Raw genomic sequence first — 15,827 nt, 5'->3', positions numbered from 1 at the left:
CGTTTACCGGTTCGCCGGAAAGAGGGTCGCGGTCATTTTTTATTTACACCGGCCAACAGGACAGTCAGTTTTGCATTGTCCACCGGCTTTGCAAAATGATGATCGAAGCCCGCGTTCAGCGCGGCGTCGCGATCCTGTTCCTGGCCGTATCCGGTAACCGCAATCAGGATTGCCTGTGCCGTTTCAGGCTGCGACCGAAGCCGTCGCGCCAGTTCGTTGCCGTCCATGTCGGGCAAGCCGATATCGAGCAGGCAGATATCCGGCGTTTCGATCCGGGAGCGTTCGATCGCCCTGCGGGGATGGTGTTCCACCAGCACCTGATGACCCAAGGCTTCGATGAACATGGCAAGCATCCGCGCCGCATCGACATTGTCATCGACCACCATCACCTTCAATGACTTGCCCGGGGATTGCAGCGCCACCGTACCAGGATTGTCGTCAAGCGAAGCCGCGCTTTCATCCAGATGGGGCAGGCACACCACGAACCGGCTTCCCTTGCCGATCCCGTCGCTGTGAACGGTGATGCTTCCTCCGTGCAGCTCGACCAGGCTCCTCACCAATGCCAGCCCGATTCCCAGGCCGCCTTGCGAACGGTCGGACGTGCGGGTCGCCTGGGCAAACAGTTCGAAAGCCCGCGACTGCAGCTCCTGCGTCATGCCCACGCCATTGTCCGACACAACAATCTTGATATGGCTACCGTCCACTTCCATGCTCAGGACGATGTCGCCTCCCTCAGGCGTATATTTCGCGGCATTGTTGAGCAGGTTGGCGATGGCCTGTACCAGGCGCTTCACATCGCCCAGTACGAAAGCGGTATCCGGGGGCGTATGAACTGCCAGTCGATGGCGGCGCGCCTCGATCAATGGCCGCACCTGCTCGACCGCATCGGACAGGATCCGTTTTGCATCGAGCTTTGCCTTGCTGAGCTTGACCAATCCTCTCGTAACGCGAGAGACATCCAGCAGATCGTCGATCAGCTCGGTCATGTGCCTGACCTGGCGCGCAATGATGTCGCTGGTCTGCCTGAGCCTCGCCTCATCGAGCCGGCACAGGCCGAGCAAGTCGGCAGCCGCCGCGATCGGCGCCAGCGGATTGCGCAATTCGTGAGCCAGCATCGCGAGGAATTCATCCTTGCGACGATCGGCTTGCCGCAATGCGTCCTCCGCCCTGATCCGGTCGCTGATATCCATCTGTGCCACCACCGCGCCGGCGATTTTGCCCTGGCCGTCCTTGACCGGGGCGCCGGTGATCAGGACGGTGCGGCGTACGGGGGGCGTTTCAAACGACTCGATAGTCACGGTGTCGCGCGGATTCTCTTCACCGGCCAGGATGCGGGCGGTGGCCCATTCCCTCGCCTTCAGAGGCCGGTCGTGTCTTTCCGAATGATCGGCCCACCAACCTTTCCACTCCCTGAACTGATCGGTGTTTTTCGCATACGGATGCTGCGCACCCCAGATATGCTTGTGCGCGGCATTGACAAGCAGGATTGCGCCATCAGCGTCGCTCACCACGATTCCCACGGGGGCTGCCTGCAGCACCGCATCCAGCCGGTGACGCTCGGCGTCGGCCTGGCGAGCGGCTTCAATCGCCGCGTGTTCGCTGCGGCGCAGCGTTTCCGTCAAGCGCTTTTGGTTGGTAATATCCTTGAACAGGAGCGCGACCTTCGGACCGCTTTCTTCGTCGATCCTCGATGCAAACACGTCATACCAGCGGCGCAGCGCCTTGGCCTCGCTCTCGAACCGGATCGATTCGCCGGTCATGGCAACCCGGCCATAGATTTCATACCAATGCGCTTCATTCTCCGGCGCCAGTTCACGCATGGTTTTTCCAACCGCGTCGAGCAGGCCGGTCTGCTGTTCGAAGCTCGGATTGGTTTCGCAGAACCGGTAGTCGAAAGGATGGCCGTCTTCATCAAACAGCATCTTGATGATGCAAAAGCCCTCGTCGATTGATTCAAACAGCGATCGATATCGTTCTTCACTGCGTTTGAGTGCGGCTTCGGCCAGTTTGCGGTCATGGACGTCGGTGGAAGTACCGAACCACAAGGAAATCTTTCCCGAGTTCGGGTCCCGGTAAGGTTCCGCACGCACCAGGAACCAGCGGTATTCGCCCGAGGCGGAGCGAATCCGGTGTTCGATGCTGAAGACCTGCCCTCCCCGCTGCGCAAGCTCCCATGCCTGCATGGTGATCGCATGGTCCCCGGGATGCACAAAGTTTCCGGATACTTCCTCCGGCAGGATGGTGTCGAGATTCACACCGGTGTACGCGGACCACTGCTTGTTGAAGTACACGGCACGGCCGCTGTCATCGACAATCCAGACAATCTGCGGAATCGAATCGGCCATCAGGCGAAATCGCTTCCCGCTTTCGCGTAGGTCTTCCTCCGTACGGCGTTGCGCCTCCGTTCGTGCCGCCACCCGCTTTTCGAGATCGTCGTTCGCTTCGCGCAGCCGCCGATTGGCCATTTCGATTTCAAGTGCCTGGTCGTCTATTCTCGATTCCAGACTGGCGCTACGGTCCCTGGCCCTGACAAAGTCGGTCACGTCTTCCACGCGGTGGATGATATTGACCACTTCGCCGGCCGAATCGAGGACCGGAGTGTTGGTCGGGCTCCAGTAGTGCTCTTCAAACCTGATCCCGTCCGGTCCGCTAACCGGGATGTCATACTTCTGAATGGCCATCGTATCGGCCTTCTTGTTTCGCAAGACGCGCAATAGCGAAGCCCGCAGGTTGCCCACGCCGCTTGCGGCCGGGTCCTCGGGATTGTCGGGAAAGACCTGGAACATGTTGCGGCCGAGGATGTCTTCGCGCGACGTGCCGGTCGCCTGCAGGTAAGCTTGATTAACCGAAACGATGGAAAAGTCTGCGGCTAGCACAAGATACGGCGATGGTGTCGCATCGAATAACGCATGAAAATCCGGTAGAGCGGCAGGGGAGGGGCGCGACATCGATTCCATGATGACTTTTAAATGGCTTGTTGCACATAGACCGGCAATGTTGCATTGGGGTTGCATCGGCGTGTGCTTCCGCCGATCATCTCGCCGGCTGCTCTCCTTCATGCGCAGCCGGCCGCTTGCCGGCCAATCGTGCCTGACCATGCGGACATAGATCGAGCAGCACGCACTGGCGGCATTTCGGATCGCGCCAGGTGCAGATTTCCTTGCCATGGCGCATGACGATCTGATGGTTGTCGTAAACCATCTGCGCATCCCAGTCGCCCGGCAGCTGCGATTCCAGCATTCGGTGCGATGGACCTACCGGCAGGCTGTCGGGAATGAGGCCAAGCCGCGCCGCGACGCGATGATGATGGCTGTCCACCGGTAGAGCCTTGCCGCGCAGGTTGCTGAAGGAGATCACCGCGGCGCTGGTCTTGGGACCGACGCCGGACAGGTTCTCCAGCCAGGCGCGGGCTTTTGCCACCGGCCAGTCACGCAGGAACTCGAGAGACAGGTCGCCGTTGCTGCGCTCGCCGACTTCTCGCAGCACGGCCTGGATGCGCGGCGCCTTCTGCTCCGGCCAGGTGCAGGCGGCAATGGCTTCCTGCACCTGCTCCACCGGCGCGTCGCGCACCTGTTCCCACTCGGGAAAACGTTCGCGCAGCGTGCGGAACGCCAGCCCGGAATCGCGGTTGCGCGTACGGTGCGAAAGCAGCGCCGAGACCAGCTCGGCAAGCGGATCCAGCACATGAAAGTAGCGGATCGGGCAATCGTATTCCTTGCATAGCCGCCGATGCACTTCAAGCGCTTTTGCTTCGGGCGGATCGTTCGGCACATCGGTGTCGAACAGGGAGAGAGTGTGCTGATGCATGGTTTTCTTCCGTCGTTGTGCGATGGAACGTGCAGACCATCAATGCCAATGTGACCCGCAAATGCGGCAATCGTTTCTCCGCAGGGCAACCATGCATGCCCGGGCCGCCAAAAACTGTAGCAGGCACGAGATGGTTTCGTGGATTTCGGCGATCGGGCGAGATGCCACCGGTCCACATTGCAATGCGTTAAGCAGGAACCACCAATTGTCCTAGCAGACATTGAGCAAACACAGCGTTATCGGCTTGCGCAGTCTTATTATTATCAATCTCGAGGCGGATAAAGCGACGGGCGCTTCCGCCCCGCATCTCAAGGAGCATGCGACATGACCGAGATAGTACGCATCGACGATGAAATCATCGGCTTCGAGGATTTCGTCAGGACCCTCAAGCTGAGCGGACAATTCGAAAGCCTGGTCGAGCAGATCGTGCGCGACAAGCTGACGGTCAAGGCGGCGAAGCGCCAGGGCATCGTCGTCAGTCCCGAAGACATCCAGGAGCGCGCGGACCAGTTCCGGCGCGTGCAGGGTCTGCACCGCGCAGCCGACATGAACAATTACCTGGATGCACTGCGCATCAATCTCGATGAATTCGAGACCTACATCACCGACACGCTCTACCAGGAAAAAATGCTGGCCCGGGTATGCAGCGACAGCGCGGTCGAGGATTATTTCAAGCTCAACTTCCCGAAGTTCGACAGCATAGAGATCAGCCACGTGGTGCTCGATACCGAGGGCAAGGCCAAGGAAATGATTTCGGTGCTGGAGGACGATCCCGACAGCTTCGAGGAAATGGCGCGCGAACATTCGATCGCCGATACGCGCGACAAGGGCGGCCTGATCGGCAAGGTGCTGCGCGGTTCGCTCAAGAGCGATATCGAGGCCAAGGTGTTCAATGCGCAGGTGGGCGAGCTGCTGGGCCCGTTCCCGTCGCCGGACCGCAGCTTCTTCGAAATCTTCAGGGTCAATGCGAAGCATCCGGCCAGGCTGGATGAAGAATCCTCCGCCGAAATCCGCCGTCTTCTCAAGGAAGAGTGGCTGCTGGCGCGGGCGCAGGAACATATCATCGAAGCGCGATAGCGCTTGCGCGTGCAAGCGCATCACCCGGCAAGACCAAGGACAACCTGGCGCAAACAAGCGAAGTGGATGGCGAACACATGGACACCTCCCCCCAACTGCATCCGCTGACCGACTTCCTTGCCACTGTCGAGATCCTGTCGCCGTTTACCCGCGAGGAACTGGAGCGCCTCGCGGCCAGCGCGGAATCGCGCTTCTTCGGCTTCGGCGACACCGTCTGCAACGCCGGCGACGCGGCCGACGGGCTATATGTGATCAAGAGCGGATCGGTGCGCATCTTCACCGAGGAGCAGGGCAAGGAGATCAGCATGGGCGTGCGCAAGGCGGGCGAGGTGTTCGCCGATATCGCCATGCTGCGCGAATACCGGCATGAATCCTCGGTGCGCTCGTCCACCAAGACGGAGCTGCTGTTCCTACCGCGCCAGGTGATCGGTCCCATCGTCATGCAGAATCCGGCGGCCTATGCCTTCGTCACCAGCTATGTCGCGATCAGTTCCGCCGGCGGCTTCGTCGCGCGGCTGTTCGATCTCAAGGGCAAGGTCAACAAGAAGGAACTGGAGGAGTTCATCCGCAGCGTCGGCGTCAAGCGCATTGCCGCCGGCAAGGAAATCCTGAAGCAGGATGCGCGGGAGGACCGCAGGCTGTACGTGGTGCGCCACGGCGAGGTGCGCATCGTGCGCAGCGAGGAAGGCGCGGAGTATCCGCTGGCGACGCTGCGCGAGGGCGAGATCTTCGGCGAGAAGGCGTGCGTGATGCGGCAGGAGCAGATGGCCACCGTCACCGCCAATGTCGATACCACGCTGCTGGTGATTCCGGAAAAGACCGTGCACCAGCTGGTGGAGCGCAATCCCAAGCTGCGCGAGGCGCTGGAAGCGCGCATCCAGTTCATCGAACGCGAGCTGCACCGCCAGAAGAAGCTGGCCGAGCGGCGCAAGCATCCGGTGCGGCTCGATCTGCTTTCCGAGCCGGAGCGCGGCGAGAAGATGATCAAGCGCTTCCCCTGGGTGGAGCAGGCGGAAGAGATGGATTGCGGCGCCGCCTGCCTAGCGATGATCTGCAAGCATTACGGCATACCGATGACCCTCGGCAAGCTGCGTGAACTCGCCAACGTGACGACCCAGGGCGCCACCCTCGACAGCCTGGCGCGCGTCGGCGATTCGCTGGGCTTCACCACGCGCGGCGTGCAATGCACCTATGAATCGCTGCTCGGCTTCGAACTGCCGTTCATCGTGCACTGGGAGGGATACCACTACATCATCGTCTACGGCGTGTCGAAGCGGCATGTGCGCGTCGCCGATCCGGCGGTGGGTTTTCGCAAGATGACGGTGGAGGAATTCGAGCGCGGCTGGAGCGGCACCTGCCTGCTGTTCACCGCGCGCGAGGACATGGTGCAGATGGCGGCGACCCGCTCGCCCTGGATACGCTTCGTTGCCTATCTCAAGCCCTACAAGAAGATCCTGCTGCATCTTTTCCTGGCGACCTTCGTGATCCAGATGCTGGGACTGGTGCCGCCGCTGATCATCCAGAACATTCTCGACGGCGTGATCGTGCATCAGAACTACGGCCTGCTGCACCTGCTGATCGCCGGGCTCATCATCGCCAATGTGTTCACCCAGCTCATGAGCACCATCCGCGCCTATCTCGCCAACTTCATGGTGCGCAACATGGATTTCGCGATGATGTCGCACTTCTTCCGGCATACCATGTCGCTGCCGTTCTCCTTCTTCGCCAAGCGCAAGACCGGCGACGTGCTCGCACGCTTCCAGGAAAACCAGACGATACGCAACTTCCTTACCGAGTCCACGGTGACCACGGTGCTCAACCTGCTGATGGTGTTCATCTATTTCACCATCATGTTCATGTACAACATGAAGCTGACCCTGGTGCTGATCGCCTTCGTCATTCCCATCATGCTGCTGACGGTGCTTGTCACGCCGAAGATCAAGAACTATGCGCGCGAAGCCTTCGCTTCCGGCACCGATGCGCAAGCCTACCTGATGGAAACCCTGGGCGGCGTGGAAACCGTCAAGGGCATGGGCATCGAACGCGCGGTGCGCATGAAATGGGAAAAGAAATACGCGAAGTCGCTGGATGTGCAGTACCGGGCGCAAAGCTTCAACATCGTGGTGTCGCTGGCCAGCCAGGTGCTCAACGCCGCCACCACCATCACCATTCTCTGGTTTGGCGCCAACCTGGTGCTGTCGCGCGAACTGACCATCGGCCAGCTAATGGCCTTCAATGCCCTGATGGGCAGCGTGATGGGTCCGCTGATGGGCCTGGTCGGCTTGTGGAGCCAGCTCAATGACGCGGCGGTCGCCATGGAGCGGCTCGGCGACGTGCTCGACATGGAACCCGAACAGAAGCCCGAAGACCTGCCCTCGCGCGTGGTACTGCCCGACCTGCAGGGCGACATCCGCTTCGAGAACGTGTACTTCCGCTATGGCGGCAACGAGACCGATTATGTGCTGGAAAACATCAGCTTCGACATCAAGCCGGGCGAGCTGGTCGCCGTGGTTGGCCGCAGCGGCTCGGGCAAGACCACGCTTGCCAAGCTGCTGGTCGGCTTCTATGCGCCGACCGAGGGCAAGATCACGGTGGACGGCTACGACGTCGGCAAGATCGACAAGGATTACTTCCGCGCCCAGGTCGGCTATGTCATGCAGAGCAACCTGGTCTTTTCCGGCACCATCGCCGAGAACATCGCCAGCGGCGAGGAAAGCCCGGACCGGCGCCGCATCGAGGAAGTGGCGAAGATGGCCGATGCCCATCCCTTCATCGCCAAGATGCCCCTCGGCTACGAGCAGATCGTCGGCGAGCGCGGCGTCGGCCTGTCGGGCGGGCAGATACAGCGCCTGTGCATTGCCCGCGCGCTTTACCACGATCCGCGCCTGCTGGTGTTCGACGAAGCGACATCGGCGCTGGATACCCAGTCCGAGAGCAACATCATGGGCAACATGAATGAAATCCTCAAGGGCCGCACCGCCGTCATCATCGCCCACCGCCTCAGCACCATCATGCGCGCCGACAAGATCCTGGTGCTGTACGAGGGCGCGATCGTGGAACAGGGCCGGCACGACGAACTTGTCGACCGCCGGGGCATGTACTATCAACTTGTGCAAAAACAGCTGAGTGCCGCATGAAGCTATATAACCCGGGCCTGCCAGGCAACTCCGCCATGTCCTATGCGGGGCTGATCGAAAAGATAGAAATCCTCCGCACCACGCTGCGCTGGGCCAACCGGCTGGAGCGCGCCGACATTGAAAAGCTGCTGCGGCAATCCAATGTCCTGCGCGATGAAGTGATGCAGCTGTCGCACAAGGAACGCTTCATCAAGGCGGCGTCCGAATCGAATGAGAGCGACGAAGGGCCAGCGCGCGAGCGCCTGCCGGGAGAACGGCGCCAGGCATTGCTGGCCCGCAGCTTTGTATTCGAAGGCACCTTCGGCGACAACCCGGAACTGCTCGATGCGCTGGAAGTCGCGGAAAAGGCGGCGCCGACCGACCTGCCCGTGCTGATCGACGGCGAGAGCGGAACCGGCAAGGAATTGATGGCCAAGGTGATTCATGCGAACGGCTCCCGATCCGACAAGCCGTTCATCTCGGTCAACTGCGGCGCCATCCCGGAAAACCTGATCGAGTCGGAACTGTTCGGCCACAAGCGCGGCTCCTTCACCGGCGCGGCCACCGACCGCAAGGGAAAGTTCGAAAGCGCGCACAAGGGCACGATCTTCCTCGACGAAATCGGCGAGCTGCCGCTGACCGGGCAGGTCAAGCTTCTGCGCGTGCTGGAAGCGCATGAGATCCAGCGCGTCGGTTCGGACGAACCCATCCCGGTTGACACCCGCATCGTGGCCGCCACCAACCGCAACCTGCGCAAGCTCAGCGAGGAGGGCATCTTCCGGGAAGACCTGTTCTATCGCCTCAGCGTGATCCATGTAAACCTGCCGCCGCTGCGCCAGCGCAAGGATGAGATTCCGCTGCTGTTTTCCTATTTCTGCGACGAGGCGGCGGAAATGATGAAGCGCAGGCCGATCAGGATGACGCCGCAGTTGCGCGAATTCCTGCTCAATTACCGTTACCCGGGCAACATCCGGGAACTGCGCAACCTGATCTATCGGCTCAGCTGCCTGGCCGGGGAAACGGCGGACGTGGTGCATCTGCCGGTCGACATCCGTCCGGGCGCGTCCGTCGATGCGGCGCGCGCTGCCAGTGCAGTGACTGCAGCTACCGCAACGACCGCAACGTCACCCGCGTCCGTGGTGCCCGCAGCGCCCGCGTCCTTGCACGGATTGACGCCGCCGGCGGCATCCGGTGCGCGCCACATCGATGTATCCGGCATGCCCCTGCTTCCGGGGGCCCTCAGCGACGCGAGGCGCATCGCCAGCGACGAGGCGGAAAAGGCCTTTCTGGAAAAAGGCTTGCGCGAAGTTGGCGGCACGGTATCGGAACTGGCGCGTCGCTGCGAAATGAACCGTTCGCACCTGCAGATGCTGCTGAAGAAGCACGGCATCCATTCGAAGGATTTTCGCGCGCCGCGCAAAGCCGCGGCGGACGAGGTTGAATACGGGCGGTAAGCGCTCCGGCGGTACACGCGTGGCGGTCGCCGACTTACTCATTTTATTTTTGCTGCCAAGCAATTAGAAACGCTAGTTTCCTCCAGCCATCAGGACCTTCGTTGAATCATTCCACGGTCCTTGCTCCTGACGCCGCGAGATCCGATTCCCGATTCCCGATTCCCGATTCCCAATTTGCGGCCGCTTTATTGGCATTGCCCTTCGCGCTCGAATGGTCAAGGGCTCTCAGCCCGGAGATCGCCCCAGGGATGGAACCGAATGGGAGGCTTTAACACTCATGCCGGTACTTATCGTTATTGGGGCGCTTCCCACTCCTCCTGACAACCCAACTGCAGTTATCTATCGACATGGGCAAATTAACTTCATTTTTTCATCGCAATCCCCGGACGACCATGCATGCGCCAGAAACTGCGCCGCAACCTGCGCCGCAGCCGCCCCGGGCCACCGGTTCAGAAACGCCGCCCCTGCCCCGGCCCGAAGCGGTCAACAGGAGGCATCACGGCGTGCGCGGATTTCTGCATTCAATGACCGCGCGGCTCTCAAGATCCCGCCAGCGACCGGCGACCGACTCCGGGCCGCCGGCGGACCGCCAGCCATCGAGCGGGCGTCCAGCGCTGTTGCGGATGCCGCCGCTTGGCCGCCGCGATACGCGTGCTGGAAGTCATGTCTCGGGCGACAATCAGCCTGTACGCGGTCATTCTCCTTCGCTAGTCGAACCGGATAGGCGCGTGCTGAGCGGTGCGGTGGGGGGCGGGCCCGAGATGCCCATGATCATGGTCACCCCTGTAGAACCGCAGCGCCCCACCACGCCATTCACCCCCAGCGGTTTCCCGGGCGATTACCATACCGACGCGGACATCCCGCAAGTCGTTATTGCAGGAGCCGACGAAGACGGGTCAAGCAGCCGTCCAGAGTCGGTCCGGAGCGTATATCCGCCTTTCGGCCCGGCACAACTGGCGGCCATCCGTTCGCAGCGCCAGGGTGAGCCGGCGGTATTCGACCCGGACCCCGCGGATTCTTCCCATGCATCCCGCGGAGACCCTTCCGGACAACGGTCCGAATCGGGAGGGTTGGCTTCGGATGAGTCCGACACGGACCCGGCGTCGGTTCCCGGTGCAAGGGGCCACGGCCTGGGGCAGCCGGTCGATAGACCGCGGATCGTGCTCCCCCCGAATATCGGGGCAGCCGGCACGGCCCTTTCTCCGGAGAGCGCCTACCCGGTGACAGCTGAAACAGGGTCGGTCAGGACTGCCTACACTGACTACGGAAATCTGATTCCCTCGACGCTTGCCGAAGGGCTGCATCCTTACAGCCCGGGCGAAAGCACACGGGCAGGGTACTTTACAGACGGGCCTACGGGCGCGGACAGGCGCAGTGACTCAAATCCTGAGGATCTAGCGGAACCGAGGGTTCCACACTCCCCGCAAACAACAGCAAGCCGGCGCCGGCGGCACGCGCTAACCACGACATCCCGGCCGGAGTTGGGAAAACTGCCGTCATTGCATTCAGTGTTTGGCCCCGGAGGCTCGCCGGGTCATTGGCCCACGCAAACCGGCGCCGAAGAGCCCTCTGGCGGGAGCGAAGGCAGTTCCAACGCGCGAAGCTTTGTTCCTGGCCATTTCGGCGCCGGGGAGGGCGCGGATGCCGGTCTTGGCCAACAGCCCTATGCCTACACCTCGCAAGGGGGAGGGGAGGCACTAAATCCGAAAGCCTCGGCGCGCACGTCGCTCGACCTTAGGTTCAAACCCAGCAAATTAGGCATGAGCAGCGTGCGAACGGGACCCACGACTCCCATGGCGGAGAAGCCGCTGTCTCCGGAAATGCAAAGTGCGGTACCGCTTCCCGACGTCCGTGAAGAGCCGGGACGCTCGCCGACTCCGCCCGGGCCATTGAGCGAGGATGAAATCAATCAAAGGCTGAAACAATTCGATGGCATCTATCCGGAGCAGACACCGAAGGTGCGCGAAAGAACGGAGCAATTATTCAGGGAGCTGCTGCAGGAATTCCCCGAGCTTTCGTTTGAACGGCAATCGCCTCAAGTCGCAGCTCCAGACGCCGCCGCTCCGGACGCGGCGCAGCAGGCCGCGCCGGCCCAGCCGCTTGCAGATTTCGTTGCCCGGAACGTGAGAATCCGGGTCAATCCGTCGTTCACGACGGGAGAAGGCATCGTGCCGCTTTACCTGGCGGATCGCCAGGCAAAATTGCGCCGATGGGAAGGCGCGCATCAACCTAATTTCGAATTGATCAGGCAGGCTTTTGAAATAGTCGAAGAAGTGAATCAGCTCAAGAAGAATGGAGCAATAACTACGGCGAAAAAAGAAGCTGCCTATCAAAGCAAGGAGAATAGAACAATCACTATGGCGCAAAAACAAGCTGCTTATGAAAGGGCGGCTGCTTTGCTGCGCCGGGGAATCGGCATCGACGACGATACCTGGGAACTGGCAAAAGCCGATATTAGAAAGATGGGGGCCTGGGATGCATCCGACGGACTTCTCCATCTCCTGGTAACAGCCGGTTTTGCCGGCCTTATCGGCGCCGATTTGTTTCCGGAAGGGGTGAAGAAATTCGCAAAGTACCCGCTGACCCTCGTTTCCAATACGGTTCTGAACGCGTTCAGCCAGATAGGTCTGAATGCAATCCAGGATGTTGCAAGCGGAAATCATGGCGTACCCGTCATGGCCGCCAATATTGCCGCCAGTCCGAGACTGATGGATTTATCTCCCACCATCATGACCACTATCCAGGAAGTGCGCGACACCATGCAGCAATTGCAAGGAGATCCCGACAATCTTGAAGAATTGCGCGAGAGACTGAGAACGCTGGATAAGAGATTGGAAAAACATCATACGGACTACAAGCTCAAGATTGCGAGCGCAAGAACATACATGGAAAAGTATCGTCGCACCTTGCCATATCGTATCGTAGTCTCAATGCCGACCACCATTGCCACGCTCGCCCTTGCTCCCGAAGCACCGTTCATGTTGCCGGTCGCCGTCGGGCTGGCCGCATTACATCAGGCGGTCATCATTGGCCTGGCCAGATGGGATGAGGTCTCGAAATTCAATCACGTGCTACTTTCGAACGCCGTGCGCGGCAACTATATCAAGAGGAATGAAGACGGTACTCCGCAACTGGACGAGAATAACAGGCCTGTCGTCGATACGGACGTAATACGCGCAATGTGGTCTCATCCGGTAGACAAGATACAGAACGAGTTTGCGCTGGTGTATACCGAACGCCTGGCGCGGTATTATCGACAGCTGAACAAGGACTGCAAGGCATTGAAAAAAGCGGGGAGCAACGCGGCAAACCGCCAGAAATACCAGGAGAGAATCGACAGGCGCCAGAGCAAGATAGATAGTCTTCAACAAGATATCATCCACTTCACCGAAGGGCTCGATGCCATTCGCGCGAACCGGCGCGGTGCGCAGTGGAGCAAGTTGGACATGAACGGAGTCATCGCAAAAATGCTGATGGACCCGCGCGAACATGTCAAGCAGCTGACCAAAGTGCGACTCCAGAGACCCGGCGAATTCTTGGTGGAGCTGGGCGACCGTATTTATGGAACCGCGGCATTGCGCCTGGTCGGCCTTGGCATCGAGGACGCCGCAAGAGCGGGCGATGTGCAGGCACCCGGTCAGCCGATTTCCCAAAGCGGCATTCTGTTTAGCTCCGCTGTCACCACTCCCACCGCGAAGCATTTCAAGGCGACAATGGCACGCAAACCGTTTTTCGATCAGGCGCCCCCGGAAGAGGAAGACCTGATTCCGAGAAACAGTTTATATGGCCGCTGGTATGCCACGTCAGGCCCTTTCAAGCCATTCGTCCCCCTGAAAATTCCCGGACGCGACAAGCCGTTGCTGGTGGACTTAACGAAAACGGATGCGTGGGCGAAGCATGTGAATTCCTTTGCGTACCGTGTTAACCATAGATTGTTCGCAACCTTGACCAACATTGCTAAGAACTCGGGAGAAATAATTGCCACGCCGGTTGCACTGCACACGGCATCCAATCGGAATCGCACCGTCAAGGAACTGCGTGCCGAAATCGCACGAACTCTTCAAGCGGACACCACGGCACAAGGACAGGCCGAGCCGCAGGTTGACAATGAAGCAATGGCCATGAGACAACGGGTTATTGCGCAGCTGGAAAAAAATGCCGCCGATGCCGACGAGGTAGTCAACACCGTGAGGCAAAAAATTAAAGAGGTTGTGCAGTTTGCGGGCTACGAGATGGGGCTGGTGAAAGTGGATTTGGATTTCCTGTCGTCCACCGCCGGCGCGGCGCCAGTCAGCGCAGGAGAAGACAGCCAAGGTCCGGCGCTCGGAATTATTATTCCCGGTCAATCAACCGTGGAAGCGTCGCAGGTCGGGCATGGACTTCCGCCGGTGCAGGAAGAATCCGGCGCAAGTGCCGACGCGAGGCGTGCAACGAGGTCAAATACATCAACATCAAGGCCACATTCAATGGTTGAACGCGGTTTCGAAGCATTTCAATCTGCTGCAAGGGCGTTGTTTCCAATCGGGGAAAGCCCGGAACACTCCGACGATGCGCAGACCCCCAGGGACGTTCATATGCAGGAGGCTTCTTCACCGACACGATTGGAGCCTCGGCAAGAGCCCATCAATACGCCATTATTTGCTGAAGGGCAGGTTGAAGCCCTACTTGACCAAATCAGCCGAGAAGCCGACGCATATGTCAGGGGCCGCACATAGCCACTGCTTGCGCCAGGCAATGTCGGCGCATGATTGCCATGTCATTCAAGCCTGATCCTGCAACATGAGCGTCAAACGCGGCATGCTGGAAGCGCGGCTGCATGCCGCTGCTTCCAGCGCCGGCATTAAAGCAGTTCAAAGCGGTTTCGCCCCGGTGCCTTCAGTTGATTCACGACAGCGCCGGATTCAGGCTGGTCATCTCCACGGTTTCGCCTTCGCCGCCGGCGCGTACCACCACCACGGTGATGTTGTCGCGTCCGCCGCCGTCGAGCGCGAGTGAAATCAGGGTGTCGGACGCCTGCGCGCAATCTCCCGGCGCCATCGCGCCGCAGATGTCGGATTCGCTCACCGCATTGCTCAGGCCGTCGCTGCACAGCAGGAACATGTCGCCGTCATTGACCTCGACGCTTTCCTGGTCGACGTCCAGCGCGTCGGAGGCGCCGACCGCGCGCGTGATCATGTTGCGCAGCGGATGCATGGCCGCTTCTTCCTCGCTGAGCACGCCGCGCGCCTTCATTTCTTCCAGCTGGCTGTGGTCGCGCGTGAGCTGCTGCAGCTTGCCATTCCGGTACAGATAGATGCGGCTGTCTCCTGCCCACAGGTAGCCGCATTGCCGCTCGGACGCTATCAGCACCACCACCGTGCTGCCGATGATATGGGTGTCGCGCGCGGCCGCCTCGCTGCGCAGGCTCCGGTTCGCGATCTGGATCTGGAGCCTGGCGTCGCGCAGGGAGGCGGCGAGGTTGTCGGCGGACTTCAGTTCCGCGAGGCTGTTGACCACAGTCTGGCTGGCATAGTCGCCGAAGGAATGCCCGCCCATGCCGTCGGCCACTGCCCATATGCCGTGTTCGGGCAGCTCCAGGCAGGAATCTTCATTGAGATCGCGTACCAGGCCCACATGCGTGCGCGATGCGGAGGTCCAGTGAAGCTGGCCGATGGTGTTGATGGTGTTCATCGTGTTCATCGCATCCTCCATGATCGGCTGCGGATCGAAGCGAACTTGCCGCAGCATGGCGTGCCGGCGTGCTGGAGCGGCCGCGGTATTGCCGATCTGCCCGATTCAAACCCTGGCGATCGCCTTGCTGTTATTGCTGTTACCCGACACTGCCACATTAATGCTGGAGTTGGCCGCCGTGTTGTTGATATCGACCACCTGGATCTGGTTGATCATCTGGTCGGCATGATAGTTGTTGACCTGGTACAGATTCACCACGCCGCCAAAGCCTCCGCCTGATTCCGAGTGGGGCCTCATCCAGCCGAACACCCAGGGCGCACCGCCGCCATGGATGGCGGTCATTGCCTTGCGGTCGAGCGCACGGTTCATCGGCAGGTCATTGATCGTCAGGGTGGCCATGTTTGTTCTCCGCATCGTTGGTCAGGGTGTTGCGTCTTGTCGCACACGTTCATCTGCATGCGCTTACTGTTGCAAGCCGCGTGCCCGCTCATGGTCGCAGGCGGCATGGAGGGCAAGCCGGCGCGTTTTGCCCGGAGTGTTTCGCCCTGCCGCCATCACACAGTGGTATTCAGCATAGCCCATTGATTGGGGCTGACATTGATCTTCGGCACGGCGAAGCTCGGACCGATGGAGCCGACATTGTTGAGGGTGTTGACCTCGACATTCTGCAGCTGCGTCAGGTTCTGGTTGACGCCGACATTGA

At 60.5% G+C, this 15,827-nt stretch carries 8 protein-coding genes; 4 read left to right on the top strand and 4 right to left on the bottom strand.

Annotated elements, in window-relative coordinates; translation table 11 throughout:
* Positions 1-32: 32 nt before the first annotated feature.
* Both RY831_RS25635 and RY831_RS25630 read right to left on the bottom strand, forming a co-directional pair.
* A complete protein-coding gene (locus tag RY831_RS25635; RefSeq protein ID WP_326509217.1) occupies positions 33-2,948 on the bottom strand; it encodes a PAS domain-containing hybrid sensor histidine kinase/response regulator in 2,916 nt (971 codons plus the stop codon).
* A gap of 85 nt (positions 2,949-3,033) precedes the next feature.
* Positions 3,034-3,807 (bottom strand): endonuclease III domain-containing protein, encoded by a 774-nt coding sequence (locus RY831_RS25630; RefSeq protein WP_326509216.1) that lies wholly within the window; start codon positions 3,805-3,807, stop codon positions 3,034-3,036.
* Between the two features lie 324 nt (positions 3,808-4,131).
* Between RY831_RS25630 and RY831_RS25625 the strand changes: the two genes are divergently transcribed.
* From RY831_RS25625 to RY831_RS25610, 4 genes are all read left to right on the top strand, one after another.
* Entirely contained in the window at positions 4,132-4,884 is a 753-nt protein-coding gene (locus tag RY831_RS25625) for a peptidylprolyl isomerase (RefSeq protein WP_326509215.1), read from the top strand.
* 77 nt (positions 4,885-4,961) lie between these two features.
* The gene (locus tag RY831_RS25620; RefSeq protein WP_326509214.1) at positions 4,962-8,021 is read left to right on the top strand and encodes a peptidase domain-containing ABC transporter; all 3,060 of its coding nucleotides are present in this window, start codon (positions 4,962-4,964) and stop codon (positions 8,019-8,021) included.
* Positions 8,018-9,454, top strand: coding sequence for a sigma-54 interaction domain-containing protein (locus tag RY831_RS25615; RefSeq protein ID WP_326509213.1), 1,437 nt, complete (start codon positions 8,018-8,020; stop codon positions 9,452-9,454). The genes RY831_RS25620 and RY831_RS25615 overlap by 4 nt, the downstream gene beginning before the upstream one ends.
* Before the next feature lie 1,760 nt (positions 9,455-11,214).
* The gene (locus RY831_RS25610; protein WP_326509212.1) at positions 11,215-14,169 is read left to right on the top strand and encodes a hypothetical protein; all 2,955 of its coding nucleotides are present in this window, start codon (positions 11,215-11,217) and stop codon (positions 14,167-14,169) included.
* A 169-nt stretch (positions 14,170-14,338) separates the two neighbouring features.
* Here RY831_RS25610 and RY831_RS25605 read toward each other — a convergent pair whose 3' ends face one another.
* Both RY831_RS25605 and RY831_RS25600 read right to left on the bottom strand, forming a co-directional pair.
* A complete protein-coding gene (locus RY831_RS25605) occupies positions 14,339-15,124 on the bottom strand; it encodes a PP2C family protein-serine/threonine phosphatase (protein WP_326509261.1) in 786 nt (261 codons plus the stop codon).
* A 105-nt stretch (positions 15,125-15,229) separates the two neighbouring features.
* Positions 15,230-15,523: a hypothetical protein gene (locus RY831_RS25600; protein ID WP_326509211.1), complete on the bottom strand. Its 294-nt coding sequence runs from the start codon at positions 15,521-15,523 to the stop codon at positions 15,230-15,232.
* Positions 15,524-15,827: the final 304 nt, after the last annotated feature.

Origin of the sequence: Noviherbaspirillum album (genome assembly GCF_035916955.1) — a bacterium.
Lineage (GTDB): Bacteria > Pseudomonadota > Gammaproteobacteria > Burkholderiales > Burkholderiaceae_D > Noviherbaspirillum > Noviherbaspirillum album.
The sequence above is the reverse complement of the archived record's forward strand: the minus strand, read 5'-3'. Positions and strand labels throughout refer to the sequence as shown.

Coding starts and splice junctions, on each gene's coding strand:
- RY831_RS25635 (WP_326509217.1), bottom strand. CDS start 2,948: ATGTCGCGCCCCTCCCCTGCCGCTCTACCGGATTTTCATGCGTTATTC.
- RY831_RS25630 (WP_326509216.1), bottom strand. CDS start 3,807: ATGCATCAGCACACTCTCTCCCTGTTCGACACCGATGTGCCGAACGAT.
- RY831_RS25625 (WP_326509215.1), top strand. CDS start 4,132: ATGACCGAGATAGTACGCATCGACGATGAAATCATCGGCTTCGAGGAT.
- RY831_RS25620 (WP_326509214.1), top strand. CDS start 4,962: ATGGACACCTCCCCCCAACTGCATCCGCTGACCGACTTCCTTGCCACT.
- RY831_RS25615 (WP_326509213.1), top strand. CDS start 8,018: ATGAAGCTATATAACCCGGGCCTGCCAGGCAACTCCGCCATGTCCTAT.
- RY831_RS25610 (WP_326509212.1), top strand. CDS start 11,215: ATGAGCAGCGTGCGAACGGGACCCACGACTCCCATGGCGGAGAAGCCG.
- RY831_RS25605 (WP_326509261.1), bottom strand. CDS start 15,124: ATGAACACCATCAACACCATCGGCCAGCTTCACTGGACCTCCGCATCG.
- RY831_RS25600 (WP_326509211.1), bottom strand. CDS start 15,523: ATGGCCACCCTGACGATCAATGACCTGCCGATGAACCGTGCGCTCGAC.